23 protein-coding genes and 2 tRNA genes are annotated in these 25,305 nt (G+C 43.1%); 12 read left to right on the plus strand and 13 right to left on the minus strand.

Annotated features, from left to right (window positions below; all coding sequences use genetic code 11):
- Window positions 1-358 precede the first annotated feature (358 nt).
- The 4 genes from MUCPA_RS12760 to MUCPA_RS12775 are packed head-to-tail and all read left to right on the plus strand — an operon-like array spanning window position 359 to window position 4,712.
- Window positions 359-1,858 carry a sigma 54-interacting transcriptional regulator gene (locus MUCPA_RS12760; RefSeq protein ID WP_008506847.1) on the plus strand — a complete coding sequence of 500 codons (1,500 nt, stop codon included), beginning with the start codon at window positions 359-361 and terminating at the stop codon, window positions 1,856-1,858.
- An 18-nt stretch (window positions 1,859-1,876) separates the two neighbouring features.
- Window positions 1,877-3,163 (plus strand): metallophosphoesterase, encoded by a 1,287-nt coding sequence (locus tag MUCPA_RS12765; protein ID WP_008506850.1) that lies wholly within the window; start codon window positions 1,877-1,879, stop codon window positions 3,161-3,163.
- Between the two features lie 39 nt (window positions 3,164-3,202).
- Entirely contained in the window at window positions 3,203-4,078 is an 876-nt protein-coding gene (locus MUCPA_RS12770; RefSeq protein ID WP_040625898.1) for a UbiA family prenyltransferase, read from the plus strand.
- 7 nt (window positions 4,079-4,085) lie between these two features.
- On the plus strand, window positions 4,086-4,712 hold the full coding sequence (locus MUCPA_RS12775) for a class I SAM-dependent methyltransferase (protein WP_008506853.1): 627 nt from the start codon (window positions 4,086-4,088) through the stop codon (window positions 4,710-4,712).
- Window positions 4,713-4,830: 118 nt separating this feature from the next.
- Here MUCPA_RS12775 and MUCPA_RS12780 read toward each other — a convergent pair whose 3' ends face one another.
- From MUCPA_RS12780 to MUCPA_RS12820, 9 genes are all read right to left on the minus strand, one after another.
- The gene (locus MUCPA_RS12780) at window positions 4,831-5,391 is read right to left on the minus strand and encodes a hypothetical protein (RefSeq protein ID WP_008506855.1); all 561 of its coding nucleotides are present in this window, start codon (window positions 5,389-5,391) and stop codon (window positions 4,831-4,833) included.
- Between the two features lie 18 nt (window positions 5,392-5,409).
- Window positions 5,410-6,072, minus strand: coding sequence for a hypothetical protein (locus MUCPA_RS12785; RefSeq protein WP_008506857.1), 663 nt, complete (start codon window positions 6,070-6,072; stop codon window positions 5,410-5,412).
- 13 nt (window positions 6,073-6,085) lie between these two features.
- On the minus strand, window positions 6,086-7,399 hold the full coding sequence (locus MUCPA_RS12790) for an amidohydrolase (RefSeq protein ID WP_008506858.1): 1,314 nt from the start codon (window positions 7,397-7,399) through the stop codon (window positions 6,086-6,088).
- A 153-nt stretch (window positions 7,400-7,552) separates the two neighbouring features.
- Window positions 7,553-8,557: an L-histidine N(alpha)-methyltransferase gene (locus MUCPA_RS12795; RefSeq protein ID WP_008506860.1), complete on the minus strand. Its 1,005-nt coding sequence runs from the start codon at window positions 8,555-8,557 to the stop codon at window positions 7,553-7,555.
- A gap of 16 nt (window positions 8,558-8,573) precedes the next feature.
- A complete protein-coding gene (egtB, locus tag MUCPA_RS12800) occupies window positions 8,574-9,725 on the minus strand; it encodes an ergothioneine biosynthesis protein EgtB (RefSeq protein WP_233276867.1) in 1,152 nt (383 codons plus the stop codon).
- A 1-nt stretch (window position 9,726) separates the two neighbouring features.
- Window positions 9,727-11,298 (minus strand): ABC transporter permease/substrate-binding protein, encoded by a 1,572-nt coding sequence (locus tag MUCPA_RS12805; RefSeq protein ID WP_008506862.1) that lies wholly within the window; start codon window positions 11,296-11,298, stop codon window positions 9,727-9,729.
- Window positions 11,295-12,257, minus strand: a complete 963-nt coding sequence (locus tag MUCPA_RS12810; RefSeq protein ID WP_008506863.1) for an ABC transporter ATP-binding protein — start codon at window positions 12,255-12,257, stop codon at window positions 11,295-11,297. The genes MUCPA_RS12805 and MUCPA_RS12810 overlap by 4 nt, the downstream gene beginning before the upstream one ends.
- Window positions 12,258-12,418: 161 nt before the next feature.
- Window positions 12,419-13,837 carry a mercuric reductase gene (locus MUCPA_RS12815; protein ID WP_008506865.1) on the minus strand — a complete coding sequence of 473 codons (1,419 nt, stop codon included), beginning with the start codon at window positions 13,835-13,837 and terminating at the stop codon, window positions 12,419-12,421.
- The gene (locus MUCPA_RS12820; protein WP_008506866.1) at window positions 13,834-14,190 is read right to left on the minus strand and encodes a DUF427 domain-containing protein; all 357 of its coding nucleotides are present in this window, start codon (window positions 14,188-14,190) and stop codon (window positions 13,834-13,836) included. The genes MUCPA_RS12815 and MUCPA_RS12820 overlap by 4 nt, the downstream gene beginning before the upstream one ends.
- A gap of 247 nt (window positions 14,191-14,437) precedes the next feature.
- On the opposite strand from MUCPA_RS12820, the gene MUCPA_RS12825 reads away from it, so the two are divergent.
- The 3 genes from MUCPA_RS12825 to MUCPA_RS12835 all read left to right on the plus strand — a co-directional run bounded on the left by MUCPA_RS12825 (window position 14,438) and on the right by MUCPA_RS12835 (window position 15,054).
- Window positions 14,438-14,509, plus strand: a tRNA-Glu gene (locus MUCPA_RS12825).
- 99 nt (window positions 14,510-14,608) lie between these two features.
- A tRNA-Glu gene (locus tag MUCPA_RS12830) sits at window positions 14,609-14,680 on the plus strand.
- Between the two features lie 158 nt (window positions 14,681-14,838).
- A complete protein-coding gene (locus MUCPA_RS12835; RefSeq protein WP_008506867.1) occupies window positions 14,839-15,054 on the plus strand; it encodes a hypothetical protein in 216 nt (71 codons plus the stop codon).
- Window positions 15,055-16,275: 1,221 nt separating this feature from the next.
- On the opposite strand, the gene MUCPA_RS12840 is transcribed toward MUCPA_RS12835, so the two are convergent.
- The 3 genes from MUCPA_RS12840 to MUCPA_RS38670 all read right to left on the minus strand — a co-directional run bounded on the left by MUCPA_RS12840 (window position 16,276) and on the right by MUCPA_RS38670 (window position 19,099).
- Window positions 16,276-16,674 (minus strand): hypothetical protein, encoded by a 399-nt coding sequence (locus MUCPA_RS12840; protein ID WP_008506868.1) that lies wholly within the window; start codon window positions 16,672-16,674, stop codon window positions 16,276-16,278.
- A 455-nt stretch (window positions 16,675-17,129) separates the two neighbouring features.
- Window positions 17,130-18,128 carry an ATP-binding protein gene (locus MUCPA_RS12845; protein ID WP_169316169.1) on the minus strand — a complete coding sequence of 333 codons (999 nt, stop codon included), beginning with the start codon at window positions 18,126-18,128 and terminating at the stop codon, window positions 17,130-17,132.
- A gap of 65 nt (window positions 18,129-18,193) precedes the next feature.
- Complete coding sequence (locus MUCPA_RS38670; RefSeq protein WP_008506873.1) at window positions 18,194-19,099, minus strand: hypothetical protein; 906 nt, start codon at window positions 19,097-19,099, stop codon at window positions 18,194-18,196.
- A 731-nt stretch (window positions 19,100-19,830) separates the two neighbouring features.
- On the opposite strand from MUCPA_RS38670, the gene MUCPA_RS12855 reads away from it, so the two are divergent.
- From MUCPA_RS12855 to MUCPA_RS12870, 4 genes are all read left to right on the plus strand, one after another.
- The gene (locus MUCPA_RS12855; RefSeq protein WP_008506874.1) at window positions 19,831-20,190 is read left to right on the plus strand and encodes a hypothetical protein; all 360 of its coding nucleotides are present in this window, start codon (window positions 19,831-19,833) and stop codon (window positions 20,188-20,190) included.
- A gap of 186 nt (window positions 20,191-20,376) precedes the next feature.
- Entirely contained in the window at window positions 20,377-20,964 is a 588-nt protein-coding gene (locus MUCPA_RS12860; RefSeq protein ID WP_008506875.1) for a Crp/Fnr family transcriptional regulator, read from the plus strand.
- Between the two features lie 230 nt (window positions 20,965-21,194).
- Complete coding sequence (locus MUCPA_RS12865; RefSeq protein ID WP_008506877.1) at window positions 21,195-22,334, plus strand: acyltransferase family protein; 1,140 nt, start codon at window positions 21,195-21,197, stop codon at window positions 22,332-22,334.
- A 271-nt stretch (window positions 22,335-22,605) separates the two neighbouring features.
- Window positions 22,606-23,019: a DUF4260 domain-containing protein gene (locus MUCPA_RS12870; protein WP_008506879.1), complete on the plus strand. Its 414-nt coding sequence runs from the start codon at window positions 22,606-22,608 to the stop codon at window positions 23,017-23,019.
- 319 nt (window positions 23,020-23,338) lie between these two features.
- On the opposite strand, the gene MUCPA_RS12875 is transcribed toward MUCPA_RS12870, so the two are convergent.
- A complete protein-coding gene (locus MUCPA_RS12875; RefSeq protein WP_008506880.1) occupies window positions 23,339-23,734 on the minus strand; it encodes a VOC family protein in 396 nt (131 codons plus the stop codon).
- A 293-nt stretch (window positions 23,735-24,027) separates the two neighbouring features.
- Here MUCPA_RS12875 and MUCPA_RS12880 point away from each other — a divergent pair, with 293 nt between their 5' ends.
- Window positions 24,028-24,441 (plus strand): VOC family protein, encoded by a 414-nt coding sequence (locus tag MUCPA_RS12880; RefSeq protein WP_008506881.1) that lies wholly within the window; start codon window positions 24,028-24,030, stop codon window positions 24,439-24,441.
- Window positions 24,442-25,305: the final 864 nt, after the last annotated feature.

Genomic DNA, 25,305 nt, shown 5'->3' on the forward strand with positions numbered 1-25,305 from the left:
CGGTAGGGGAGATTTTTTTTAAGCCTGCCTTACCGGGGAGGCAAGTAAGGCTTTAGTCCGTTTTCTTTATGGTGTAGAGGCAAAAGTGGGCAAAGGCCTCGACTGCACGCCGGGCCGGGAGCTGGCCTTGTGGGCGGAAGGATCGGGCAGTCTTGACTTTTTGGTTACTTTTGTGTCAAGACAAAAGTAACAGCCCTTCACGCGGCGACTGAGCGTGCCGATGCTATAATTTAAGAATACTGATTTTTAAAGCAAAAATATACGCACTAATAATCAACAACTTAACAAGATGTCATTATACGCATCTTGATCGAAATTGACTAAAATAAAAAATTAAAAAAAAGAATTTCATTATACAATGAGCACACCCAACATAACAACATTAGGCGAACTAAAACAAAGTGGCTACATCAGCCGGTCGGTAAAAGATGAGCTGCGCGAAAACCTGATAACGCAGTTGCAAAAACAGGAAGGAGGCTTTGAAGGCATCATTGGCTACGAGGATACCGTTATACCCGATTTGCAAACCGCCATCCTATCGCGCCACAACATTTTATTATTGGGCTTACGCGGACAAGCCAAAACCCGCATTGCCCGCCTGCTAATTAATTTACTGGATGAATACGTACCCTACATTGAAGGGTCGGAATTATTTGACGACCCAATGGCACCCATATCATGGTTTGGCCATAACGAGGTTACCAGCAAAGGCGATGCTACCCCTATAGCGTGGATACACCGTTCCGAACGTTATACCGAAAAGCTGGCCACGCCTGACGTTACCGTTGCCGATTTAATTGGCGATGTTGACCCTATTAAGGCGGCCACACTTAAGCTTACCTATTCGGACGAACGGGTATTACACTTCGGGCTGATACCGCGCGCACACCGGGGAATTTTTGTAATTAACGAACTTCCGGATCTTCAGGCACGTATCCAGGTATCGCTGTTTAACATCCTGCAAGAAAAAGACATCCAGATCCGCGGCTTTAAATTACGTTTGCCGCTCGATATCCAGTTTGTATTTACCGCTAACCCCGAAGACTATACCAATCGTGGTTCAATCGTTACACCGTTAAAGGATCGTATTGAGAGCCAGATATTAACGCACTATCCGCGCAGCGTAGAAATTTCGCGTAAAATAACCCAGCAGGAAGCTTCCTTATCGCCACAACAAAAAACCGCTGTTGAGGCCGACGGACTGGTTAAAAATTTGGTGGAGCAAATTGCTTTTGAGGCCCGTAACTCCGAGTACATCGACAAAAAATCCGGGGTTTCAGCACGCTTAACCATATCTGCTTACGAAAACCTGATCAGTAATGCCGAGCGCAGGATGATTATCAATAAAGAGAAAAGTACCTTTGTACGCATCTCCGATTTTTTAGGTGTAATACCTGCCATTACCGGAAAAATAGAGTTGGTTTACGAGGGTGAACTGGAAGGACCGGCCAAAGTGGCCAATATTTTGGTTGGCAAGGCTATCAAAACCATGCTATTACAGTATTTCCCCGATCCTGAAAAAGCCAAAAAATCTAAGGCCAAAAACCCATATGTCGAAATCATCAACTGGTTTGGCAGCGGTAATACACTTGCGGTTATTGACGGGTTACCATTCCAGGAATATAAAAAACTGTTAAACTCGGTTACCGGTTTAAAGGATATTGTTAAACAAATGCATCCTAAGCTAACCGAAAATCAGCAGCTCTTGCTCATGGAGTTTGTTTTGCACGGCCTGGCCGAGTTTTCGCAATTGAACAAGGGCTTTTTAGATAACGGCTTCGCCTTCTCGGATATGTTTAACAGTTTGTTTAACCTTCAGCCAGATGATGATGACGATATTGAGGACGACCGTTATTAATTTTATACCTTTGTATTAATGGATACACAGCTCATCACTATGTTAGCCATAACAGTCGGCCTTATTGCGGCCGATTTTTATGTTTTATCCGGCCTGCGCGGAGCTTCAAAAAAATGGAAATTTCCTCATAAAAAAGGTTTCAAAATAGCCTATTGGGTGTTTTCTGTGCTGCTACTGGTTGGACTTTATATTTGTATTTACTGCAAAATGACCATCGGTGCAAAAGGCGCTTTTTTACTGGTGTTCTTTTTGGTTTGGATGGGCAAAATCCTGTTTCTGCCTTTTGTATTTGCCGATGACATACGCAGGTGGTTCGCCGCCCGGAAGCAAAAAAACACGGCGCTGCAGCAACTTCAACCTGTATCAGCACAACCTGCACCGGATGCTATTCCCCGTTCGGAATTTTTAATCAAAGCCGGTTTGCTGGCCGGTGCATTGCCCATTGCTTCGCTTACTTACGGCATCGCTTCGGGCGCTTACGATTATACCGTTGAGCGCCATACGCTATACTTGCCTAACCTGCCCAAGGCATTTGATGGCATTAAACTGGGGCAGATATCTGATATTCACTCGGGTAGTTTTTACAATAAAAAAGCGGTGTTGGGTGGCGTTGAGATGCTGATGCGCGAAAAAGCCGACTTTATATTTTTTACCGGCGACCTGGTGAATAAGATAAGCAGCGAGATGAGAGATTACCAGGATGTTTTTGCCAAAGTGAAAGCACCACTGGGGGTATACTCATCATTGGGCAACCACGACTACGGCGATTACACCGAATGGCCAAGCCCCGAAGCAAAAAAGAAAAACCTGGACGATTTAAAGGCCACCCACAAAAACATGGGCTGGGATTTGATTTTGAACAGCAACCGCAGTTTAAAAGTTGATGGCGAAGAAATTGGAATTTTAGGGGTTGAAAACTGGGGCAGCTTTAGCCGCTTCCCCAAATATGGCCGGGTTGACCTGGCGGTTAAAAACACGGATGACCTACCCGTAAAATTATTGCTATCGCACGATCCCTCGCACTGGCGTGCCCAGGTATTAAATTACCCGCAGGTTGACGTGATGTTTGCCGGCCATACTCACGGTATGCAGTTCGGCGTTAAAACATCCGAGTTTCAGTGGAGCCCTATCGAGTACGTATACAAAGAGTGGTCGGGCCTGTACCGCGAAGGTAATCAGCAGCTTTATGTAAATACCGGCTATGGCTTTTTAGGTTATCCGGGCAGGGTTGGAATATTGCCCGAAATAACGATATTTACGCTTAAAGCAACTGCCGATCCTGCTTTAAAAAACAACATATCTTAAACCAACAATTTAGCACCGGCAGGGCCCATTTTTGCTTAAATGAGTAAACTCTATCGGTCATTTCTTGATTGCATCTTATTCAGCAACCTGTTTATGGCGCTGTGCTCGGTAGCGCAGGCCATGGTAACGTTGCAATTGATAGGCAGCAAGCCGGTTTATCCCTTGCTGGGCCTGTTATTTACGTCCACGCTTTGCCTTTACAACTTCAGCATCTTTTTAAGTAAACCGCGCGATCCGCAAAAGTCTTCATTCAGGCGTATCCGCTGGTTCTTTAAAAATAACCGGCTCATGGTTGCCTTTACCTTATTATCGGTAGCTGCCTTGTTGCCTTTATTCCTGATGCTTTCGGTAAAGTCAAGGTTGTTGCTTATCGTATTATCAGTGCTATCGGTTGGCTATAGCTTGCCCATCTTCTCGTCAGGAACTCAAAAGTTCGGCCTGCGTAATATTCCGGGCCTCAAATCATTGTTGATCACCCTGGTTTGGACCCTCAGCTGCGTATTGCTACCTATATTTGAAGCGGAAAGCCACCACCTGGCCTTTGTTTCGTACACTGATGCCGTTATCCTGATCGCCAAGCGATTTCTTTTCATTTTTGCACTTACTATACCGTTTGATATCCGAGATCTTTTCCAGGATAGTAAATTGGGTTTAAAAACCATCCCCGTAGTTTTCGGCGAGAGAAAGGCTTACCTGTTTTGCCAGTTGCTATTGGTCGGCTACGTAGTGCTGCTGTTTGTTTTTAGAAGCAATGGCTTTAACCGCGACTTTTTTGCCCTTGGCCTCACCAGCTTATTGATGGGCTGGCTCATTTTTAAATCGGAATGGGAAAAGAATGAATACTATTACTTTTTTTTAATGGATGGGGTGCTTATTTTGCAATACCTTATCCTGATCGCATTTCATTTAATCTGAATAGCCCATGACTTCCAACTACGATAATTCGGCTATTTTTTACGACCGCCTTTCGCGGCTCGTGTTTGGCGATGCCTTAGTCAAAGCCCAGATCTATTTGTTGCGCTTTGTACCACCCAACTCTTCAGTATTGATTGTAGGCGGCGGCACCGGGTGGATATTGGAAGAACTGTCTGCCATTCATTATTCGGGCTTACAAATTACCTATGTTGAAATTTCGTCCCAGATGACGGCCCTGGCCAAAAAAAGGTTTACCGGAATTAACAAAGTGACCTATATTAACGAAGCCATTGAGAACACCACTTTAAATACCTTGTATGATGTGTTGATAACCCCCTTTCTGCTGGATAACTTTACCGAAGACACCCTGCAAAAAACATTCAGCCATATGCACCACCAGCTTAAGCCCAAAGGTTTATGGCTCTGTGCCGACTTTCAAATAACCGGCGGTTTGTGGCAAAAGGTAATGCTCAAAACCATGTACCTGCTTTTTAAAATAGTATGCCGTATTGAAACACTTAAAATGCCCAATATTGAAGCCCAGTTTGTTAAGTATAGGTACCGGCCTTTAAAGTCTAAAACTTTTTATGGAGATTTTATGATCTCAAGGACTTGGGAGAAGGTTGGGGAATGAGGGCGATTGAAGAGGATACGATGATAAGTCGAGATGCTGTAAAAGCAGCAATTGTCAGTTTATGCCGAAGCAACGAGAGTCATTTTAGCATTGAACTTCAAAGCATTACAACAAAAATCTATTCTTCTTTCACCCAATAATATATTCGCAATAACCGTTCGCTATCGGTATCAAAATACAAAACCCATTGATCAACAGAATTTTCAGCTTCAATAGATATATCCCGCAAGCTATCCATATCTGTACCCCTGATTAACTCTTTATATTTTACTGACTTAGGAAAGTATTGGGTTAGGCTTTTTAACGATGTGAAAGAATCAAATTTAACCATGTTATTGGCCGACAAAAATATTTTAGCCTTTTTTTTAAAATCAATACTGAGCAGTACCAGCGTGTCATTATATTTTTCAAATACAATATCTTTAAAAAAACAATATTTGAAAGGCCGATGGTAATAAGACGTACTCCTATACTGGGGCTTAACAACACTATCGGGGCTACCTAAAATTTCAACAACCCTTTTATAATTATCGATAAAATTTATTACTCCATTAATTTTAATTTCCGAAAGATGTTCTATAGTATCTGATTTACTTGCCGCCTGCCTTAGTACTACACCGGCTTGATGTGGTTGACAAGCTATCAAAAAACAAATAATCGGGTACAGCGCAATTTTCATGTCTGGTTGCGTGTGGGCCTATACATGCAATATCCTCAACACCATCTCCCCAACTAAAACAACGATACCGATGAAGAAAATTCTGTTTCCGTGCTTCCGGTCAGTATCTAAAAAGGTGTAAACCTGTTGGCCATTGGGCAAGGTTTTTTTCGCGGTCGATAAATACCACCCTATAAATATGCCAAACAGGCCGCCCATTAAAGCCGTCAGGTAACCGGCTATGATCCATCCGGATTCAGTTTTTTCCGGTTCTTTTAAGATCTTCAGCTTGTTTGCCTGTATGGTTTTAATGGCTTGGTCGTCTATAACATGTCCCCTCCCGTTCAATATTTTGCGGGCGAGTGCGAAATCAAACGCGTTCCATTCGTTATAGTTGATCAGGATATCCATTAACTCATCATCGGTAAAACCGAATAAGTAATATTCCGGGTCTACTTCGTCAATATGTTTGGCTTCTTCTTCAACCAGTAGTTCATTTACGCTATCAAAATCTTCCGGCTTAATCTTCACCAGGTATTCTTTAGATAAATCATCTGCGCTATTGATAAACGAAGGGTTAAATACCATCGAATTATCCTCCACCTCGTATTCAATATGATTTGCGATGAGGGTAGAAACAAGATGCTCCGACAAGGGTAATTGATTAAATTTCCGGAAAGTTAAAAATTGAGTATTTGCCATTGATGTATTCGTTTTACTTCCCCTTAGCTGCCATTCCCATATAATCCAGCGTTAAATTACACAAGGCTTTTACGCCCAGGGTAAATCCACTTTCGTCAATAAAAAAATCGGGCGTATGATGAGCCGGAGCCTTAAGCGGATCGCCACCTTTAGGCAGTCCTCCTAAATGAATAAATATGCCCGGTACTTTTTCCTCATAAAAGCTAAAATCTTCGGCACCTGTTTCTCCCTGCCGCAGTACTACGTTATCTACCCCCGCTGTGGCCTGTAAAGTGGGCAACATTTTGGCTACCAGTGCAGGGTTGTTATAAGTAACCGGGTAATGGTTGCTGTAGGGGATCTTCACTTCGGCGATGGCGTTATTGGCTTCGGCAGTTTTGGTGGCTATCTGCTTTACCCTTTCGATAATCAGCTTTTCATCTTCGGCGCTAAAGGTACGGATAGTGCCCAGCATACTTACGGATTCAGGGATGATATTGGAGCGGTTGCCACCGTTAATAGCGCCAATAGTAACCACCGCCGGATTGGCGGTAATATGTAAATTGCGGCTAACCACGGTTTGCAGGTTATTGATAATCTGGGCCGAGGTTACGATAGGATCAACGCCCGACCATGGATAGGCCCCGTGAGAGGAACGCCCCTTTACGATGATCTGCATATCGTTCACCGCTGCCATGTCGCCACCCGGGCGGTAGGCTATGGTACCAACCGGCTGATAGGATTGGATATGCAAACCAAAGATCGCATCAACCTTCGGATTCTCTAAAACGCCCTCCTTCACCATTTGCTCGGCACCGCCTTTTTCGCCGGGGGGCAAGCCCTCTTCGGCTGGCTGAAATATAAATTTAACGGAGCCATGCAGGTCCTTTTTCATGGAGGCTAATACTTCGGCCACGCCCATCAATATGGCCATGTGCGAATCGTGCCCGCAGGCATGCATTACCCCCACCTGGTTGCCCATATAAGTCGTAGTCGCTTTAGAGGCGAAGGGTACCGCCGTACGCTCTGTGACCGGCAAGCCATCCATATCGGCCCGCAGGGCAACAACAGGTCCCGGCTTGCCGCCGGTTAACAAGCCAACCACACCGGTAGTGGCTACGCCCCGCTTAACGGTAATCCCTAAGGATTCCAGATGTTTGGCGATAATCTCCGAAGTGCGCACCTCGTGGTTACCTAATTCCGGATGCTCATGAAAATCCTCGCGCCAGCCTATTACTTTTTTCTCGATGGCCTCAGCTTTTTTTGCCACTTCGGCTTTTGAGGTGGTTTGAGCAAAGGCATTGGCCGATAGCAAGCTCACTAAAACGACGAGTATGGGTTTCTTCATGAAGTGAAAGTTAAGTTTGTTAAATATAACAATTTATCAAACTCTACTGATAAAAAACATCAGCCTTAATACTTCGCCTCGCATAGGTTAGCCTTCTTCAACATAAAAAAATTTAAATAACACTGTAGCTATACCATCGGGCATAAGCGATAACTATCGAACTTTCCAGATCGCATCAGCAAACCAGTTTTTATCATCAAACAGGTAGTTAACAACATCAAAGCCGGTTTTAGCAGCCATATCGCGGGTTTGCTCAACGGTGAACTTTTGCGAGATCTCCATAAAAATATATTCGTCTTTCTGGAAATGGATCGACTGGTTATGATCGGCTATATGTACCATTTGATCGGCCGTACTGATGAGGTAGCTTTTACACGCGCCTGTTTCAGGATCGTACACCGGGAAATGATCAAACTGTTCGATTACAAAATCGGCGCCCAGCTCCTGATTGATCCGGTGGAGTAAATTGAGGTTGAATTTTTTGGTGATGCCTTCCTTATCGTTATAGGCTGCTAAAATAGTTTTAGGATTCTTTTTCAGGTCGAAGCCAATGAGCACCATATCACCCGGCGAAAGGTGGTTGCGCAGTTCGGCGCAGAAACTTTCGGCCTCGGCAACCGGCATATTGCCAATATTGGAGCCTAAAAATAAAACCACCTTGCGTTTATTGGATAGCGTGGCAGCCTTACTCAGCATATTAAAATACTCGCCATTGAGCCCTTCAAACTTTAAACCCGGCAAATTTTGGGTTAGCTCAACATCCAGTTGATCAATTACGTGGGCCGAAATATCAATAGGAAGATAGGTAAAGTTTACGCCCCGATCTAAAAGGTGCTTTAACAGGTAGGTTGATTTCATGGCATCGCCCGCACCTAATTCGATCAGGTCGAACTCATCGTTGTTATCGCCTATGATGGCGCTTGCCAGGGCCTCGGTTTTTTGCGAGAAGATCTCCAGTTCGCAATTGGTTGGATAGTATTCCTCGCAATTCATCAGATCCTGAAAAAGCTGATCGCCTATGGCATCATAAAAATACTTGGAATCTAAATGCTTGGGGCTTGCCGTTAGCCCTTTAAGCACATCTTCATAAAAATGATTAACCGCCGTATGGTTATAGGTTGAACCGTTTAGCGTTACCGGTGATGTTTGCGTGTTCATGTTTTTCAATGGTATATTATCGGGCCAGGCGTATTCCGCAAAAAAGCCAGCGTAAGTTGGGATGAAAAAAATTGCGATAGGTAACGCGCTCATGCCCCGGCGATGTTACCTCGGATGAGCCGCGTAAAACCTTCTGACTAACCATAAATTTGCCGTTATACTCGCCAATAGCTCCTTCGGCTTTTTTAAAACCGGGATAGGGCAGGTAGGCACTCTCGGTCCACTCCCAGCTTTTGCCCCATTTAAATTGATGTGCTGCCGCTTCCCATTCAAACTCGGTAGGCAGGCGCATCCCTTTCCACGATGCGTATGCGTAAGCTTCGTAATAGCTGATGTGGCAAACCGGCGCGGCCAAATCAACAGGCTTCAAGCCCGCGTAGGTATAGTTAAACCATTGCCCGTTAATGTGGTGCCAGTAAAGCGGGGCTTCAACATGGTTATTCTTTACCCAATCCCAGCCTTCGGCATGCCAAAAACGGAAGTCGTGGTAGCCGTTATCGTTGATAAACTCCAGGTATTCGGCATTGGTAACCATGGCCGTATTAATCTGGTAGCTGTTTAAATAAACTTTATGGCGGTTCAGCTCATTATCAAAGCAAAAGCCTTCGCCCTCAAAACCAACCTCGTAAATACCTTCGGGCATGCTGATCCATTGGGCAGTTGGTTGCTCAAAAACCTGTGGCCTATAGGTTTCATCATAAGCCGGGAACAAAGGGTTATGGCCCAAAATGTATTTAATATCGTAATAAAGTAATTCCTGGTGCTGCTCCTCGTGGTTTAAGCCCAGGATCATCAACTCCCTGATGGCTGCCGAAGGCTCCTCCCGCAGAAAGTTTTCCATCGCATCGTCCACATAAGTGCGGTATTTGTAAATATCGGCTACGGTGGGCCTGCTCAGGTTACCACGATCGGTACGGATAACCCGGTTACCTACGGTTTCGTAATAACTGTTAAATACATAGTTATAATCGGCATTAAACTCCTGGTAGCCCATAAAATAGGGCTTTAAAATAAAGGTTTCAAAAAACCAGGTGGTATGGCCTATATGCCATTTGGGCGGACTAACATCCACTACCGGCTGTACCACGTAATCTTCAATTTGCAGCGGACTGCAAATGCGGACACTTAATTGGCGTACTTTTTTATAACAGTCGGCTAAACTCATCATTCTATTGATTATCCAGGTATCGTTTTAAGTTCGAAATTGTTTTAATATCCAGGCTTTGGGCCTGTTTTCTTCGCATCATCAACGCATAAGCGTTATTAAACCCTATAGGCTTTAACCACAATATACCGTATTTAGTTTTAAACTGTCCGCTCACGTAATTGTAAACTTTCTGTTTATCGCCAGCTAACGAGTCGATGGTTTTGCTGTCTGCCTGCAACATCACCAATAAACCGGTGCCGGTATATTCGGGGTAAAAATCAATCTGGTTGTTGGTTAGCGCGTCAAAGCAAATTTTAGTACCACCCAGGCCGGTTTTAGTGGCTACATCATAATCGGTATTGCCTTTAATCAGTAAGCTGTACATGCCCGCTAAAATGTATTGCTCGCCAAAAATTTTTGAGCCGATGCGCACCGTGCCCGCGCTGCCATTGCGCGACGGTTTGTACAGGCCCTTGGATACTAAAAAATCCTTAGCCACGGCTTCGGGGCTCTGGTGCAGGTAATCAACCCGGTAGTTGAGCTCCGTCATGATGGAATCGGTGATATGGCCCGAAAGTAAATTGAGCGTAGCTTCCAGTTTTGGGAATTTTTGAAGCGCCGTTCCGGATACGATAGGCGCAGCATAATAGGGCGGAAAGATGCCTTTATCATCTTTTAAAACCACCAGATCAAAAGCTTTAAGGCGCCCATCGGTAGAGTAACCGCTAATCACGTCGAGGTGTTTCTCGTAAGCGGCTTTGTACATCACGGCATCGCTGATCACCACCGTATGGATTTTAAGGCCGTATTTTTGTTTGAGGCCCAGATCGCCATCCTTCCGGCCCATAAACTCGGGCGTGAAACCGGCAGTGAGTTTGCCGCCGTAAGCAGAGGGGATGAGGTAAAACGAGGCCAGGAACAAAATAGCGGCAGGTACAGCCCAGGCACCCGACCTCATTTTTTTAAAGTTGATGTTCTGGATCCGCGAAAGCAAAAAATCAAAAACAATGGCCAGCAGTGCCGATGGTATGGCCCCGGCCAAAATCATGTTGGTATTGTTTAGGGAGATGCCGCCAAAAATAAACTCGCCCAGGCCGCCCGCGGCAATTAACGATGCCAGCGTAGCCACCCCCACATTAATTACCGTAGCCGTACGGATACCGGCCAGAATAACCGGCATAGCCAGGGGCAGCTCCACCTTTAATAAAATTTGACTATAGCTCATGCCCATGCCTTTGGCCGCTTCTTTAATGGTAGCATCAACCTGGGTAATGCCCGTATAGGTATTGCGGATGATGGGCAGCAATGCATATAAAAATAAGGCGAAGATGGCGGGCTTGGCGCCGATGCCTAAAATGGGGATCAAAAAACCTAATAAAGCGATGCTCGGAATGGTTTGCATTACCCCGGCAAAGCCTAAAACGGCACCCGAAAATTGTTTTTTACGGGCGATAAAAATGCCCAGCGGTAAACCGATGAGGATGGCGATGAACAGCGAGGTAAATGTTAAGCCGATATGCGTTAAGGTTTGCCCGGCTATTTTATCCGATTCCTGGCGCATAAAGTCAAGTAAGCTTTGTTGTCCTTCTTTCATTTAGCCTCCGTAATTTGATAGTGATAAAAAGCCGCCATCAGACCCTCAAAAGTCAGGGTTTTTGATTGGCCGTTGCCGGGATGAGCGACGGAGGCCGTTTTTTGAGGGCGGCCGGTTAATACTTCCAGCGCTTCCCAAACGGTAAAGTTTGGATTGATCAGCCCGGTTGCGGACGTTGACAGATCATCCGGCAGGGTATCCCACAGATCCATTACCGTTACTGCCTTAAACTCCAGCTGCAGGCGCTGCTCTTTTAAAAACTCCTGTACAAAACTGTTAGCCGGTTTAAACAGCAACTGCGCGAGTGTTCCGGTTTGCACGATGCGGCCCTGGTCCATCAGGCAGATCCGGTCGCCCATTTCAAAGGCTTCCTGCACATCGTGGGTCACCATGATGATGGTTTTGCGTTTCAGCTCGTCCAGTTCCTTAAACTCGCGGCGTATTTTAAAGCGCGTTACGGGGTCGAGCGCGCCGAAAGGCTCATCCATTAGCAACACCGGCGGATCGGCCATCAGCGCCCTCGCCAGGCCCACTCTTTGCTGCTGTCCGCCGCTTAGCTGATCGGGATATACGGCAAGCTGCTCCGGTTGCAGGTGCAGCTTGCCGGTCAGCTCGTTAATCCTTTCGGCAATCCGGCTTTTATCCCAGCCTAAAAGCTGCGGAACAATGGCCATATTTTCGGCAACGGTATAATGCGGAAATAAGCCGTTATTCTGCAAAACGTAGCCTATGCCCCGGCGCAGCACCTCGGGCGACTGCTCATAAACGCTTTTGCCGTTCACCGAGATCTCGCCTTTTGTAGGCTCAATTAAACGGTTGATCATTTTTAGCGTGGTGGTTTTGCCGCAGCCGCTGGTGCCGAGCAAAATCATGTTCTCGCCCTCGTTCACCCCGAACGAAATATCATCAACCGCCTTTACCTGTCCAAAATGTTTGCTTAAGTTTTTAACGGCTATCATATAGTAATAAATAAATGCCTCACCTAAATCCTCTCCAAAGGAGAGGACTTGAACTTCACTGCTTTAAAAAGATGGCACCCAAAATTCACCGCATTAAAAGCCCTCTCCTTTGGAGAGGGTTGGGTGAGGCCGCCCTGTCCCGCTACCCTAAATTCACCGCTTTAAAAAGCCCTCTCCTTTGGAGAGGGTTGGGTGAGGCTATCCAACTTCATGAATAAATTGTTTAACGATTCGGAGTAGGTAGGGTGCGCGAACACCATATACCTGATTTCGGGATAAGTAATACCGCCTACCATGGCCATCTGCATTACCGACACAATCTCGCCGCCTTCTTCACCCAGTATAGCCACGCCCAATATCTTTTTGGTATCGGCATCCACAATGGCTTTCATAAAGCCCCGCGTATCGCCAACTTCAATGGCACGGGCCACATACTGCATGGGCAGCTTGGCCACTTTATAATTCAAACCCTGCTTTTTAGCTTCTGCTTCGGTGATACCAACACGGCCCAGCGGCGGATCGGTAAACATGCAGTAAGGCACCAGCCTGTTTTTAATGCTCAGGTTGGCCTTTTCAATTAAATTGCGGTAAACAATGGTATAATCGTTATAGGCAATGTGCGTAAAGGCGGGCCCGGGCTTAACATCGCCCAGGGCATAAACGCCGGGTATGTTGGTTTCCAGCCTATCATTCACCTTAACGTAGCCTCTATCATCTGTTTCAACGCCGGCTTTTTGCAGCCCCAAAGCCTCCGTTTGGGGCTTACGGCCTGCCGCCACCAAAATATGCGAACAACTTATAAGCCTGGTTTCGCCCACCACCGTTATTTCGGCCTCCAAATCGCCATTGGGCTTTTTGCTTACTTTAGTCACTTTGGCATCGGCGTGAAAGGTAATCTCTTCGGCCTCCAGTATTTTGACGATCTCTTCGGCGATATCCTCATCCTCTTTAGGCAGCGCGCGCGGCGAAGTTTCGAGCATAGTGATCTTACTGCCAAACCGGCGGAACATCTGCCCAAACTCCATCCCGATATAGCTTGCGCCGATGATAAGCAGATGTTGGGGCACGGTTTCGAGCTCCAGGATAGAGGTTGAGGTGAGGTAATCGATATCGCTTAAACCCGGCACATCGGGTATTGCGGTTTTGGCCCCGGTATTGATGAATATCAAATCGGCCTGCATCTCTTCGGTACCGCCATCTTTTAGCTTTACCATGATGGCTTGGGGGCCTGTAAAAACGGCCTCGCCAAATATCAGGTCGAGGCCAGCAGTACCTTCCAATCCCTTTTGTGCGCCGCCCTGGAACGATTTAACAATTTCGTTTTTCCGTTTAAGGATCTGCGGTAAATCAACCGTGAAATTTTTAATATGCACGCCCAGGTTATCGCTATGCCCGGCCAGGTAAGCCATTTTTGCCGATGCTACCATGGCCTTGGTGGGTGTGCAGCCATCGTTAATGCAGGTGCCGCCCACCATGCGTTTTTCAATGATAGCCGTTTTTTTGCCGGCCATGGCCAGTTTTTTTGCCAAAGGCGTGCCAGCCTGGCCGGAGCCAATTACTATAGCGTCGTAAATTTTCATTCGCTTACTTTTACTCCCTTCCAAAAGGCCACATAATTTTTAATTTCGGCGGCCGCCTCTTTGGGTTCCGGGTAATACCAGGCGGCATCGGGGTTGGTTTCACCGTCAACCTCCAAGGTATAATAGGAAGCCAACCCTTTCCAGGGGCAGGTGGTATGTGTGGCAGAAGGTTTAAAAAACTCCTTGCGGATGCTGTTTTCGGGGAAATAATGGTTACGCTCTATCACAATGGTATCGTTGCTATCGGCAATAACCTGGTTGTTCCAAACTGCTTTCATAAAGGTTGATTTGATGATATGAATATAGTAAATAATTGGGGTGAATTTATTTGCGCCGCTTTTATCAATCAGCATAAGTAATTAACGGGGTACTAAGCCTGCGCTGTTATAAGAAAGAAACGGAGGCTTTTTTTGTTTTAGGGTAGCCAATAATGTGTTGAAAATAAACTATGATATTACACTGATAAAAAATTTAAGATAAAATTTTTAAATTATTTTTAAACTTATATCTTTGCAATCCCAAAATAAGGGTGTTCTTTTTAATGTTTGCAAGTTTGATATTAAAATTTGCAGCGCCATTGGAGTAATCAAATACAAAAATGGCCCGTTCGTCTAGGGGTTAGGACGTTAGATTTTCATTCTAGAAACAGGGGTTCGATTCCCCTACGGGCTACAAATAATAAGTTGATCATCATCAGTCCAAAGCAAATGAGTAGGCTTTGGGAAAATACGAAGATTAAAGACTCAGTACTAAATACTCAGAAAAAGCAATGGCCCGTTCGTCTAGGGGTTAGGACGTTAGATTTTCATTCTAGAAACAGGGGTTCGATTCCCCTACGGGCTACTAAGCCGCTTTACGAAAGTAGAGCGGCTTTTGTGTTTTGGGGAGGGAGACTACGAGCATAGTGATTCGAAGTTAAGAAACTTCGGATAGCGGGGGGGCTTATCACTATCTTTGAAATTATTTTTGTCTATATTTACCAATATAACAATCAGTATAATATGAAAAATCACATAGAAGAAGGTGACTATGTTAGACACATTAATCCTACAATAAATGGTGGATTACAAATGAGTGTTCTTGAAATACATGAAAATGGAATTCAAGCAAAGTGCTCTCATTTTAGTGGTGCAGAGGCAATTCATCGAGAAGATTGGTTTTCTTTAGAAGATTTGATATTAGTTACAAAAGGAGATGGTGGATTTTCTGGCAATTAATTACACTGGTAACCCCAAATAAAATGAACATTTCAATATAAATCAGAAAAGAAAGATTGCCAGTTTATAACTTTATAAAAGTTATTGAATAAAATAATATGGTTCTTGGTGAACTGAATTTGATAGGGTGAATAATTCATAAGGTTTGAAGTGTGGAATGACCTGGTTTAGTTTTTTTACCCCCCCCATTATGTCACTTGATCCGTTATATGTAGAATGTTTTTAAACAAAGAACCCCAAAGTTGTAGCTTCAGGGTTATTTGCTTATATTTGCATATAACTGTAAAGACAGTTAATACGTAGCCATTTGGACGGGGTTGGGAGTGTTCACTTGTTTGATAGACCGGTATCCTCTCAATTCCCATATTGGCAATTGCAAATTATGTTTTTCTCTTCCTTTTTGCTGTATATACTATTTGTACTGTTGCTATAGCATCTTCTTTGAAGGAAGAATTTACTTTCGTTACTATTGATAATTGAAATCCTTCTTAACTTCTCTTAACTCTTCTTGAGCAAAGATATAACAAAATGTTTCAAAGTGAAACATTTGGAACTAATTTTCTTGTTGCTCTTGCTGGTTTCGTTGCATTTCCTGTTCTTTCTGTTTTTCTTTTTCTTCTTGTTCTTCCTATTGTTCTTGTTACTAAGTTTTAAATACTATGCGTACTCCTCGTTACTATCTATTCAGATTATTGTGGTGACTTTCCTTATACCAATTAATTTAGCTGGCCGGCTTTCCTCATTATAATAAATTACAGGCATATATATTTGCAATCCTGATCCAGTTTTGCAATCGCCGTTTTAAGCCACTCAATAAATACATTCGGATTTTTGATTCACATGGCTGATTCGCCAAATTTGATATTTCTTTCGTTAAATCTGTGAGTCTTATGTGCTATCCTGTTGTTTATAGCATACATGCAGTACAAATGAGAATACTTGTCTTGAAATACATTGAGATTAGCTTCGTTAACCGAGATTTTTTGCCCAGTTATCCGTAGTTTGTTGTCCGAATGTCTCCGACTTCGGACGACTATGCTTACGAGTGAAAAGGGCTATTCAGCTTGGCTTGGTAATGTGTCAGTCCTGTTGTTGTACAAACCAGCCCGATAATAGGTGTAATTAAATACAACAATGGCCCGTTCGTCTATGGGTTAGGAGGTTAGATTTTCATCCTATCCCGAAGTTAAGAAACTTCGGATAGAGTGGCAATTATGTCCGTTATCTGATTTCCGACACTTTCAATTCGAACTCCTTAATTACGGAGTCGATATCGAACTCGAAATTCTTTGGTATATTGATAGTTAAGAATCCGCCAAAATCCACTTGCCAAAATCCTCCGCGGTTTCCAAGTTCGTCGCCAAGCATTCGGTAGTCATTAACGTTGAAATTAATTGGAAGCAGGAATCTTCGGGTAACATATTCAGAATTTTTGATGACTCTAACGATCACATGCTGGCCATCCTGATTTAACCGCGTCTCGAATTCTGTCCCCTTGGTGAGCCGACAATCAAAAATATCATTTTCAGCCATCCTGAATCTGTTTTCGGTCAATTTCTCCACGCATGTAGTTGTAAGAACTTTTTCTCTCTTATCGTATAATTGAATTTGTACTTCCATAACTATTGAGGCAATATATAAATCTAATATAAATATTGTAGATAATACTTTACCCAGTTATCCGTAGTTTGTTGTCCGAATGTCTCCGAAATCGGACGGCTATACTTACGTGTGAAAAGGGCTATTCAGCTTGGCTTGGTAATGTGTCAGTCCTGTTGTTGTACAAACCAGCCGAACAACAGGTTTATTTATTGATCTGATTAATACATACGAGATCTGAGTTATAATAAATTGTTAAAGCAGCATACACCCGAAGAACTTGCTGAATCGTTTGTTTTTCCTGTTAAGCCCACGCCTAAACAACAAAGAGAAACCTACAGGGGAGTTAGCCGAAGTTAAGAAGCTTCGGCTATCGGGGTTATATAATCGAATGAGTTGCTAAAAAAATCTACTGACAGAAAAACGTCACCTTTTTCGAGGTCTTGATATTCTTCAATTGTTCTCCTGATATTCATTTAGTTCAGGGTTAATTGTAAGTTTACAAGGCGTTTAATTGCCGCCTTTCTGATACCCTCGTAAACATTTAAAAAAGAAGCCAATCCTATGTAGACGAAAATGGTGCCGTCGGGCATCGTATCCATGTGAGGAAATATTTTTTTGGAGCTATCGGAAAAAGTAGCCACGGCCTGGTTGTTTTTCTCTTTCATCGATCTAATTTTATTTTCCAATTCAACCAGGGTTTGGTTGAAAAAAAGTTTCATATCCTGAAAGCCATCCGATCTTTTCATTTCATCGATTACTTGATCGCTTGTTCTAAAGCCAATCCAAGACGGCTCAACCTCATAGGGACTTACAATTACTAATCCCATTCTGTATGTTGCCGTGTCCATTGCTTCGGCCTCTTCGTTTTTGTACCCCGTGATTTCTTTAATACAAAACTCCTGTAATTCGGACTGTTGAACCTTCTTTAATAGTTTGAATGTCTTATTAAAAGAGGTAGAAAGAAGGATTTTGTGATCCGAAAAGTCTTGTATCAAAGCGGATATTTCTTCCTGTACTGGCTCAAGATCATTTTTAATCATTAAGGATTTCATCCAGTTGGCAATTTCCAGAATTTCTCTACCGCTCGCCTCTGAGTTTGACGACCCACGACGGATGTAAATAATTCCGGCATCTATTCCTTTAAGTTTCAACGTCGCAGACAAAGGCTCTGGGTAATACTTGATCGGAATTTCGATAATGCCAAAAAGCAGATTTCGGTAACTGAAAGTGTAACTTAGGAAATTAATTGCTGGGCCAATCTTTCCTTTTACTTTCTGCTGTAGAATAGCATCGTCGGTAAAAGAATCAATACCTACCGGGAAATTTTGACCTTCACTACTTCTGACTCCTGATATAATATAAGCAGGAACAACACGTACCGTATTGGCAAAGCTCAAAAGATCCTTAACGAACTTGGCGTCTTCGGTATCTTTGTTCAGGTCAAACCTATAGCTTTTTTCTTTAAAATCCAAGGTGTTGCTTTCGGGCGACGATAGAAGCAGTTCAAAAAAGGCAGTTGTCATCATCTGGTGTATGATCAAAATGGTAGGTCGTCAGCCGAGTTGTCTTTTATCGGCGGGAACGCCGCTGGCGGAAGCGATATACCGTTTACAATAAATAGGTTTAAAATATCTTCCCTATCCATAAACATGATCTGGCTCCGCTTTGACCTGTCTAATTCGTGGGCGATCCAGTTTTTGGCGTGTTTCGTTATTTCACCTCCCGCAATGATAAAAGCATGATCGACGAGCGCAGTTCGCCCCAATTCGTGGTCAAATACTTCATGTCCTAACATCATCGTCACCTGATTATGTATTTCAGCAATATTTGCATTGCCGGGCTTTCCCATACCTGCGGAATCTAATTTCCCTTTCTTCGCCTGTATCCCGAAATAAAGCACATTTTGCGTCGGCAGTACATATCTCATCCAAATATCTTTTCCATATTCGAGGGCTTTATCTTTATGACCGGCTATAGTAATGCGTTGAAAACCCATGTACCGGAATAATGGCATTAAGATCTCGCCGATAAGATCGTCTTCGGATGCCTGGTTAAGATAACCAATCAAGAGTGCCTTCCGTTCAAGTTCCGCCTCCGAAAGTGGCCGGTGTACATTCATTTCAGGGATAGTCGAAGAGGCCCTCGGAATGATATTGACTTGGACAAGTTCTTCGCTTTCGGATCGTCGTATGGTTTCTGTAAATCTTTGTAGGAGATCATCCTCAATAGCTTTCAAGTTGCTTTTAACTGAAACGTAAGACTTTACGTCGACTGTCACAAAAATGGTAAAATAATCGGTGCCATTATTCCAGTTATTATACCCAGTTTGCTCTATACTCAACTCTGCCTTAGTAAGTAGCGGCAGAATATGATCAGCGTTTTCGGCCTGAGCAATTTCTATTGCGGTACTAAGAACAGATTGTAGTTGGTCGTTTTTAAGCATAGTAGTTGGGGAATATGGTTATTTTCCGGACGTGTAATATCTGAAATTGTACCCGTATATCCAAGTATCATAACTATGATTAGAATCTTTTCATAAGTGTTTTTTTTTGTTATTTTAAATTAAGGATCAATTTCTTGTTGTAATCCTTTAGGTAGGTTGATGAAATTTTTATCAACCACTGTTCCAAGTACGTGAGTTATCAGTGAGTAGTTCTAGAGAGCCTCTTATCAACTGATGGATATACTTATTGCAGAAAGGAGTAATCGTCTTGCCATCTGAATTGATTTCTACAATGCCCAGTTATCCGTAGTCTGTTGTCCGAATGTCTCCGACGAACGGCTATGCTTACCAGTGAAAAGGGCTATTCAGCTTGGCCTGGTAATGTGTCAGTCCGTTGTTGTACAAACCAGCCGGACAGCAGATTTATTTATCTGATTAACACATACGAGATATAAGTTATAAGAAATTGTTAAAGCAGCATACCCCCGAAGCACTTGCCGAATCGTTTGTTTTTCCTGTTAAGCTTACAGCTAAACAACAAAAAGAAGCCGACAGGGAGTGATCCGAAGTTAGAAACTTCGGCTATTGGGGTTTATACCGTAAATTTTCGCATGCTGATATCATTTGTTGATATACATCAACTTGATTTTAAAATGGGGAGCGTAAATTTGTTTATGGGTATTGTTACCCAATAATGATATCAGTTAATTCCCGAAAAAAAGCAAACTATAATGGCAAATAAATTATTTAGCGAACTGCAAGAAATACATGTAGCCGCCTGGAATGAAAAAGATGGGGCGAAGCGGGATGAACTGCTTAAAAAGATTTATTCAGACGACATTAAAATGTACGATAAAGAATTCATTCTTGACGGTTTAAAAGCAGTGTCGGATTTTATTGGAAAGCTTATTGCTGAGGATCCGGCATTTAATTTTTCCGCAGCCAAACCAATTGAGGAACTTCAGAACAGTGCAAGGCTTTTCGGGCATATCCAAACCAGCGGAGGAATGTTAAACAGCATGGACTTTTTTCTGATTGAAAATGAAAAAGTGAAACATTTATATGCTTTTATGGCACCTGCGGAGAATTAGAGTTAATCCCCCTTTTTTATGAACTCGAGCATTTCTTCTATCTTAATTTACAAATTTAGGCGGGTGGTAAGCGCTAAACGATGATCGCCGATAGTAAAATTGTTGATGTCCATCAACGAACGCTAACATGGTTGACTTCGCGATGTATGACAATGGGAATAGGCGGGGTATTTTTTAGCTTTGTAAATGTTCATATCTCTTTTTAACTATTTTAGCAAGCAGTCGTCTATACCTCTTTCTCAGGAAGACATACAGTTGATCCAAAAAGCGTTTGTACCTAAACAGTTTAAAAAAAGGCAATTCCTGTTACGGGAAGGTGAGGTATGCAAATACATTTCGTTTATCGTAAAAGGGGCAGTGCGCCAATATACCGTAGACGATAAAGGAAACCAACATGTGCTGAATTTGGGTATAGAGAACTGGTGGACATCCGACAGGGAAAGCTATCACAAATTAACGCCCTCGATCTATAACATAGATGCCTGGGAAGAAACCGAAGTGTTGATGCTGCCCAAAACAGAGGGTTGGTACGATAAAGTAAATGCCATTCCTGCATTTTGTGAATTGCGAAAAAAGCTTGATGATGCCCATCACATGGCCATGCAGCGCAGGTTACATTCTTCAATCAATTATACAGCAGAATACCGGTATGATGAGCTCATACAGAACTATCCGGATTTCCTTCAGCGCTTTCCACAACACATCATTGCCTCCTACCTGGGTATTACTAAAGAAACGCTTAGCCGTATTCGAAACCAAGCGTTAAAAAAATAAAGAATAAGATTGATGTACAGGTACTTTTACTAAAAAACATCAGATGATCTACGGGCATCGTGATCCGAAGGTAGAAACTTCGGATAGCGTGGGCTCAGAAGCAACCATAAAGTAAAACTTTTTTAACATATTTACTTCCTGTAAAATAAGCCGGCTTTTTTAGTCGGCGTAACAGATTAACATGACACCGGCTACATCATTACCAATAATACGGACCAATACTTAATAACATGAGTAAAACAACAGGCCTTATTGAACCCAAAAACCATTACCAAATTTTAGATGGCCTGCGCGGTGTTGCCGCTTTATTGGTAGTGGCTTTCCATATCATGGAGGCTTTTGCCGATGGCAACCGTTTTAAGCAGATTATTAATCATGGTTATTTAGCTGTAGATTTCTTTTTCCTGCTTTCGGGCTTTGTAGTGGCCTACGCTTATGATGACCGCTGGGCCAAAATGAGTGTGTGGGATTTTTATAAGCGCCGTATTATACGTTTACAACCCATGCTTATTGCAGGCACTATCATAGGGGCTGTTTTATTTTATTTCCAGGCAAGTGAGGTTTTTGCCTTAATTGCCCAAACACCGCTTTGGCAAATGCTGCTGGTAATGTTAGTTGGCTTTACCCTTATACCGCTACCGGTATCGATGGATATCAGGGGCTGGCAGGAAATGCACCCGCTGAACGGGCCGGCCTGGTCGCTTTTTTTCGAGTACATCGCTAATATTTTATACGCGCTGGTTATCCGCAAGTTTTCTAAAAAAGCACTGGCCGTGTTTGTGCTTTTGGCGGCATGTTTACTGATCCATTATACGGTGATGGGGCCGCGCGGCGATGTAATTGGCGGCTGGTCGTTAAATGGCGATCAGCTCAATATTGGTTTTACACGCATGCTCTATCCCTTTTTTGCCGGTGTACTCTTATCGCGTATGGATAAGCTGATACACATCAAAGGTGCATTTATGATTTGCAGCCTCATCGTCGCCATTGTTTTATGTATGCCACGCATAGGCGACGAACAGCATTTATGGATGAATGGGCTATATGAATCGTTGGTAATTATTGTTGTTTTCCCGGTTGTGATAGCAATTGGCGCTGGCGGCACATTAAACGGTTTTTATGCCAATAAACTGTGCCGGCTTTTGGGGGACATCTCCTACCCTATTTACATTACTCATTATCCCTTGATTTATCTTTATACCGCCTGGGTGGTTAGTCATAAAGTTCCAATAACTATGGGCCTTGCCGTTGGCTCCCTGTTATTGATCGTTGCAGTGACCATAGCTTATGCCTGCTTGAAATGGTATGATGAACCCATGCGTGAATGGCTTAAAACAAAATGGTTAAAAACAAAAAAAGGGCAGGGTTGAGGCTAACTGACGAAGAGGCTGAGTACCTACTTGGGTGACCAATAATAAGCAAAAGTAGGTAACTACGTTGATGCCACTCAAGAAATCGATCGCCGATACAGGGTAACGATTTCAGAGTATTAATAATGAGCCGGATTGCGCCTGCTTTTATGTTAAAGCAATTAAGTAAACCCGGAGCAAATGAAATGATGGGATAGGAAAACTATAGTTTTTTGATTTTTTAAGAACGAGACGGCATTTTACACTGCATCTTTGAAAAAAAACAAAATTCATGAACGATCAAAATAAACCTCAAGAGCCATTTACCAAACCGATGGCCTTAAATCTTAAATTCGAAGAAGTCGCTATCACTGGCGTTGCCATTTATTTTTTAACACGGCATAGCCTGGGTTTCTCGTTCTGGGTTTGGATACCCTTATTCTTAATGCCAGACCTTTCTATGCTGGGTTATCTATTTAATAACCGTGTAGGTGCTCTTACTTATAACTTGTTCCACCATCGCGGCCTGGCTTTGCTGCTATCTGCGGCGGGCTTTTTACTGCACCAGGAGATAATGATCTCGCTCGGAATACTATTATTCGCGCATTCCTCTTTCGACCGTATGTTTGGCTACGGGTTAAAATACAATGATAGTTTTAACCACACCAGTTTAGGCTGGACCGGAAAAAACAAGACACTCCAATAAATGAAAGCAGGACGACGGAAAATCAGTGGTTTAGAGGTAATAGTATGTATATCGATAAACCGGACTAAAAACAGGTATAAAGACTCGTCTGACAATCTAAAAATCAGCAGGTAAAACATATAACATACGCTCAAATTTTCACGAATGTGCTACACTATAAGGAAAGCCGAAAGATGGTGTATTAAGTTTATTAAAAAAATGCCTCCCTCGTTGATGTTTGAGCTAAATCCAGTTATATACTTTGCCTGCAGCAATAGCCAAGCGAATCTGAAACTCTAAATTTACAACAGGAGAGCCACCTATTGAATACTTTTTTTTGTTAGCTAAATTTCCGGATCGCATCGGCTGTAACCGGCGTAAAAAAATTAATTAAATTTCCATCCGGATCTCGAAATAACAATGAACGATTGCCCCAAGGCATTGTGGTTGGTACTTGAACAATGTCTTTAATAAAATCTCTGATTCTTTCGAATTCATCATCAACATTGGCCACGCGAAACTCGATAATTACGCTATGGTTACTGGCTGGCTTTACTAATCCCTCGCCAAATAAGCTCATTGTTCTGGTGCTTCCTATGGCCAGGGTAGCCGTAAGGGTAGTGATTTCTGCAAAGTCATCAGTGTACCATTGAGCCGGCAATCCGGTTACTTGTTCAAAAAACCAAACTAAAGGTTTAATTTCAGCAGTTATAATTCTTAAAGATGTTAATTTCATGATGGTATTGCCGTTTAATTAATTGTGTTAGGCAAAAGTAATAGGGCGGTGTGACAGCAGTATGTCAGGAGTGTTGGAAGTTTTTTTCTTTATCTTTTAAATAGGATGCAAGGATGAGTTGGTGGGCCTCGAAATTGATATTAAGTGGTACTATCCTTGTTATTCACCCCCTCCCCCGTCCAGACCAATATCCGCCCACAAGTCGCAATTGCCCCCTAAACTTGTCCTTTTTACACACGCGTATGTAGGTGGCATTGCTGTACCTTTGAAAAAACTAAATCAGAAAAACATTTATGGCAACTCAAATTTTTGTGAACCTCCCGGTTAAAGACCTCGACAGATCTATACAGTTTTTCACCAAACTCGGTTATACTTTTAACCCACAATTTACCAACGAGAAAGCCACCTGCATGATTGTAAGCGATACCATCTACATCATGCTGCTGACAGAAACTTTCTTCCAGACTTTTACTACAAAAGAAATTGTAGATGCTCACAAAGCTGTAGAGTGCGCTATTTGCATATCTACCGACAGTAAAGATGCCGTTAACGAAATAGTAAACAAAGCAGAAGCAGCAGGCGCCACAATACCGAATCCGGCCAGCGACTACGGCTTTATGTACCAGCACAGCTTTGCAGACCTGGACGGCCATCATTGGGAATTTATGTGGATGGACCCCAACGGCATGCCCGAGCATCTGGGATAACAACGGGTAGATTTACAAGGCAGGGTAAACCTTATTCAGCCTATGGTGGTGCTATAGCGTTACCAAGGTGATTAGTGATGCACCTGCCAATTCTAAATACAATCGGGCAAACCAGCTTATCTACAAATAAGCTGCTACACATCATTACTGATCGAATGCGCATAAAACAAGTGCATAGGTCGAGGAATACAAAAACCAAGTAAAGTAAATAAACTGTCAATACCCCGCGACTACTCAATATAAAAACACAAGGTAAATTAAGTAGCCGCGCTACAGGTATTGAAAGTTAAAGGCGCCTATAATGACGCCCACTTAAGTTATTGATTATCAGACATTCTTATTTTGCTTGTATAATCAATATTCTTAATTTATAGCCGGCTCCTTACTCAGTATAACACGTCCTTTTTTTGTGCGCGAAAGCGGTCATCATTATACTTCGTCAGGCTCTGTAATCGAAGGACGTGCGGCATGGCCCTGTACGAGGTGTTTTTTGATGCGGCTTATCATTTTACCTGGTTAAGTTTTTGATTGTCAATTATGTACACTATTGCTCTAATGTACAGTATTCTTAATTTACAACATCGGCACGCTCAATCGCCGCGTGGCTGTTACCTTATCCACCTGCTGTTTGTTTTTGGTGCGAATGATTGCTAACGCAATTTCTCTTGACACAAAAAAACCAAAACCGACCGGAGGAAGCTCATGAACACCTTAAAAAACAAACAACAGGTGAATAACATCAATACTGCCCGATCCTTCCGCCCGCAAGGCCAGCTCCCGGCCCGGCGTGCAGTCGGGGCCCTTGCCAGCTTTGTTCTTGCACTTGGTAATCTATAAGTTTTCATCGTCATACCTATTTTTTTC

The sequence above is a fragment of the Mucilaginibacter paludis DSM 18603 genome (genome assembly GCF_000166195.2).
Lineage (GTDB): Bacteria > Bacteroidota > Bacteroidia > Sphingobacteriales > Sphingobacteriaceae > Mucilaginibacter > Mucilaginibacter paludis.

Excerpts from the sequence above, each read along its gene's own strand:
- MUCPA_RS12760 (WP_008506847.1), top strand. The coding sequence starts at position 359 with ATGAGCACACCCAACATAACAACATTAGGCGAACTAAAACAAAGTGGC.
- MUCPA_RS12765 (WP_008506850.1), top strand. The coding sequence starts at position 1,877 with ATGGATACACAGCTCATCACTATGTTAGCCATAACAGTCGGCCTTATT.
- MUCPA_RS12770 (WP_040625898.1), top strand. The coding sequence starts at position 3,203 with ATGAGTAAACTCTATCGGTCATTTCTTGATTGCATCTTATTCAGCAAC.
- MUCPA_RS12775 (WP_008506853.1), top strand. The coding sequence starts at position 4,086 with ATGACTTCCAACTACGATAATTCGGCTATTTTTTACGACCGCCTTTCG.
- MUCPA_RS12780 (WP_008506855.1), bottom strand. The coding sequence starts at position 5,391 with ATGAAAATTGCGCTGTACCCGATTATTTGTTTTTTGATAGCTTGTCAA.
- MUCPA_RS12785 (WP_008506857.1), bottom strand. The coding sequence starts at position 6,072 with ATGGCAAATACTCAATTTTTAACTTTCCGGAAATTTAATCAATTACCC.
- MUCPA_RS12790 (WP_008506858.1), bottom strand. The coding sequence starts at position 7,399 with ATGAAGAAACCCATACTCGTCGTTTTAGTGAGCTTGCTATCGGCCAAT.
- MUCPA_RS12795 (WP_008506860.1), bottom strand. The coding sequence starts at position 8,557 with ATGAACACGCAAACATCACCGGTAACGCTAAACGGTTCAACCTATAAC.
- egtB (WP_233276867.1), bottom strand. The coding sequence starts at position 9,725 with ATGATGAGTTTAGCCGACTGTTATAAAAAAGTACGCCAATTAAGTGTC.
- MUCPA_RS12805 (WP_008506862.1), bottom strand. The coding sequence starts at position 11,298 with ATGAAAGAAGGACAACAAAGCTTACTTGACTTTATGCGCCAGGAATCG.
- MUCPA_RS12810 (WP_008506863.1), bottom strand. The coding sequence starts at position 12,257 with ATGATAGCCGTTAAAAACTTAAGCAAACATTTTGGACAGGTAAAGGCG.
- MUCPA_RS12815 (WP_008506865.1), bottom strand. The coding sequence starts at position 13,837 with ATGAAAATTTACGACGCTATAGTAATTGGCTCCGGCCAGGCTGGCACG.
- MUCPA_RS12820 (WP_008506866.1), bottom strand. The coding sequence starts at position 14,190 with ATGCTGATTGATAAAAGCGGCGCAAATAAATTCACCCCAATTATTTAC.
- MUCPA_RS12835 (WP_008506867.1), top strand. The coding sequence starts at position 14,839 with ATGAAAAATCACATAGAAGAAGGTGACTATGTTAGACACATTAATCCT.
- MUCPA_RS12840 (WP_008506868.1), bottom strand. The coding sequence starts at position 16,674 with ATGGAAGTACAAATTCAATTATACGATAAGAGAGAAAAAGTTCTTACA.
- MUCPA_RS38670 (WP_008506873.1), bottom strand. The coding sequence starts at position 19,099 with ATGCTTAAAAACGACCAACTACAATCTGTTCTTAGTACCGCAATAGAA.
- MUCPA_RS12855 (WP_008506874.1), top strand. The coding sequence starts at position 19,831 with ATGGCAAATAAATTATTTAGCGAACTGCAAGAAATACATGTAGCCGCC.
- MUCPA_RS12860 (WP_008506875.1), top strand. The coding sequence starts at position 20,377 with ATGTTCATATCTCTTTTTAACTATTTTAGCAAGCAGTCGTCTATACCT.
- MUCPA_RS12865 (WP_008506877.1), top strand. The coding sequence starts at position 21,195 with ATGAGTAAAACAACAGGCCTTATTGAACCCAAAAACCATTACCAAATT.
- MUCPA_RS12870 (WP_008506879.1), top strand. The coding sequence starts at position 22,606 with ATGAACGATCAAAATAAACCTCAAGAGCCATTTACCAAACCGATGGCC.
- MUCPA_RS12875 (WP_008506880.1), bottom strand. The coding sequence starts at position 23,734 with ATGAAATTAACATCTTTAAGAATTATAACTGCTGAAATTAAACCTTTA.
- MUCPA_RS12880 (WP_008506881.1), top strand. The coding sequence starts at position 24,028 with ATGGCAACTCAAATTTTTGTGAACCTCCCGGTTAAAGACCTCGACAGA.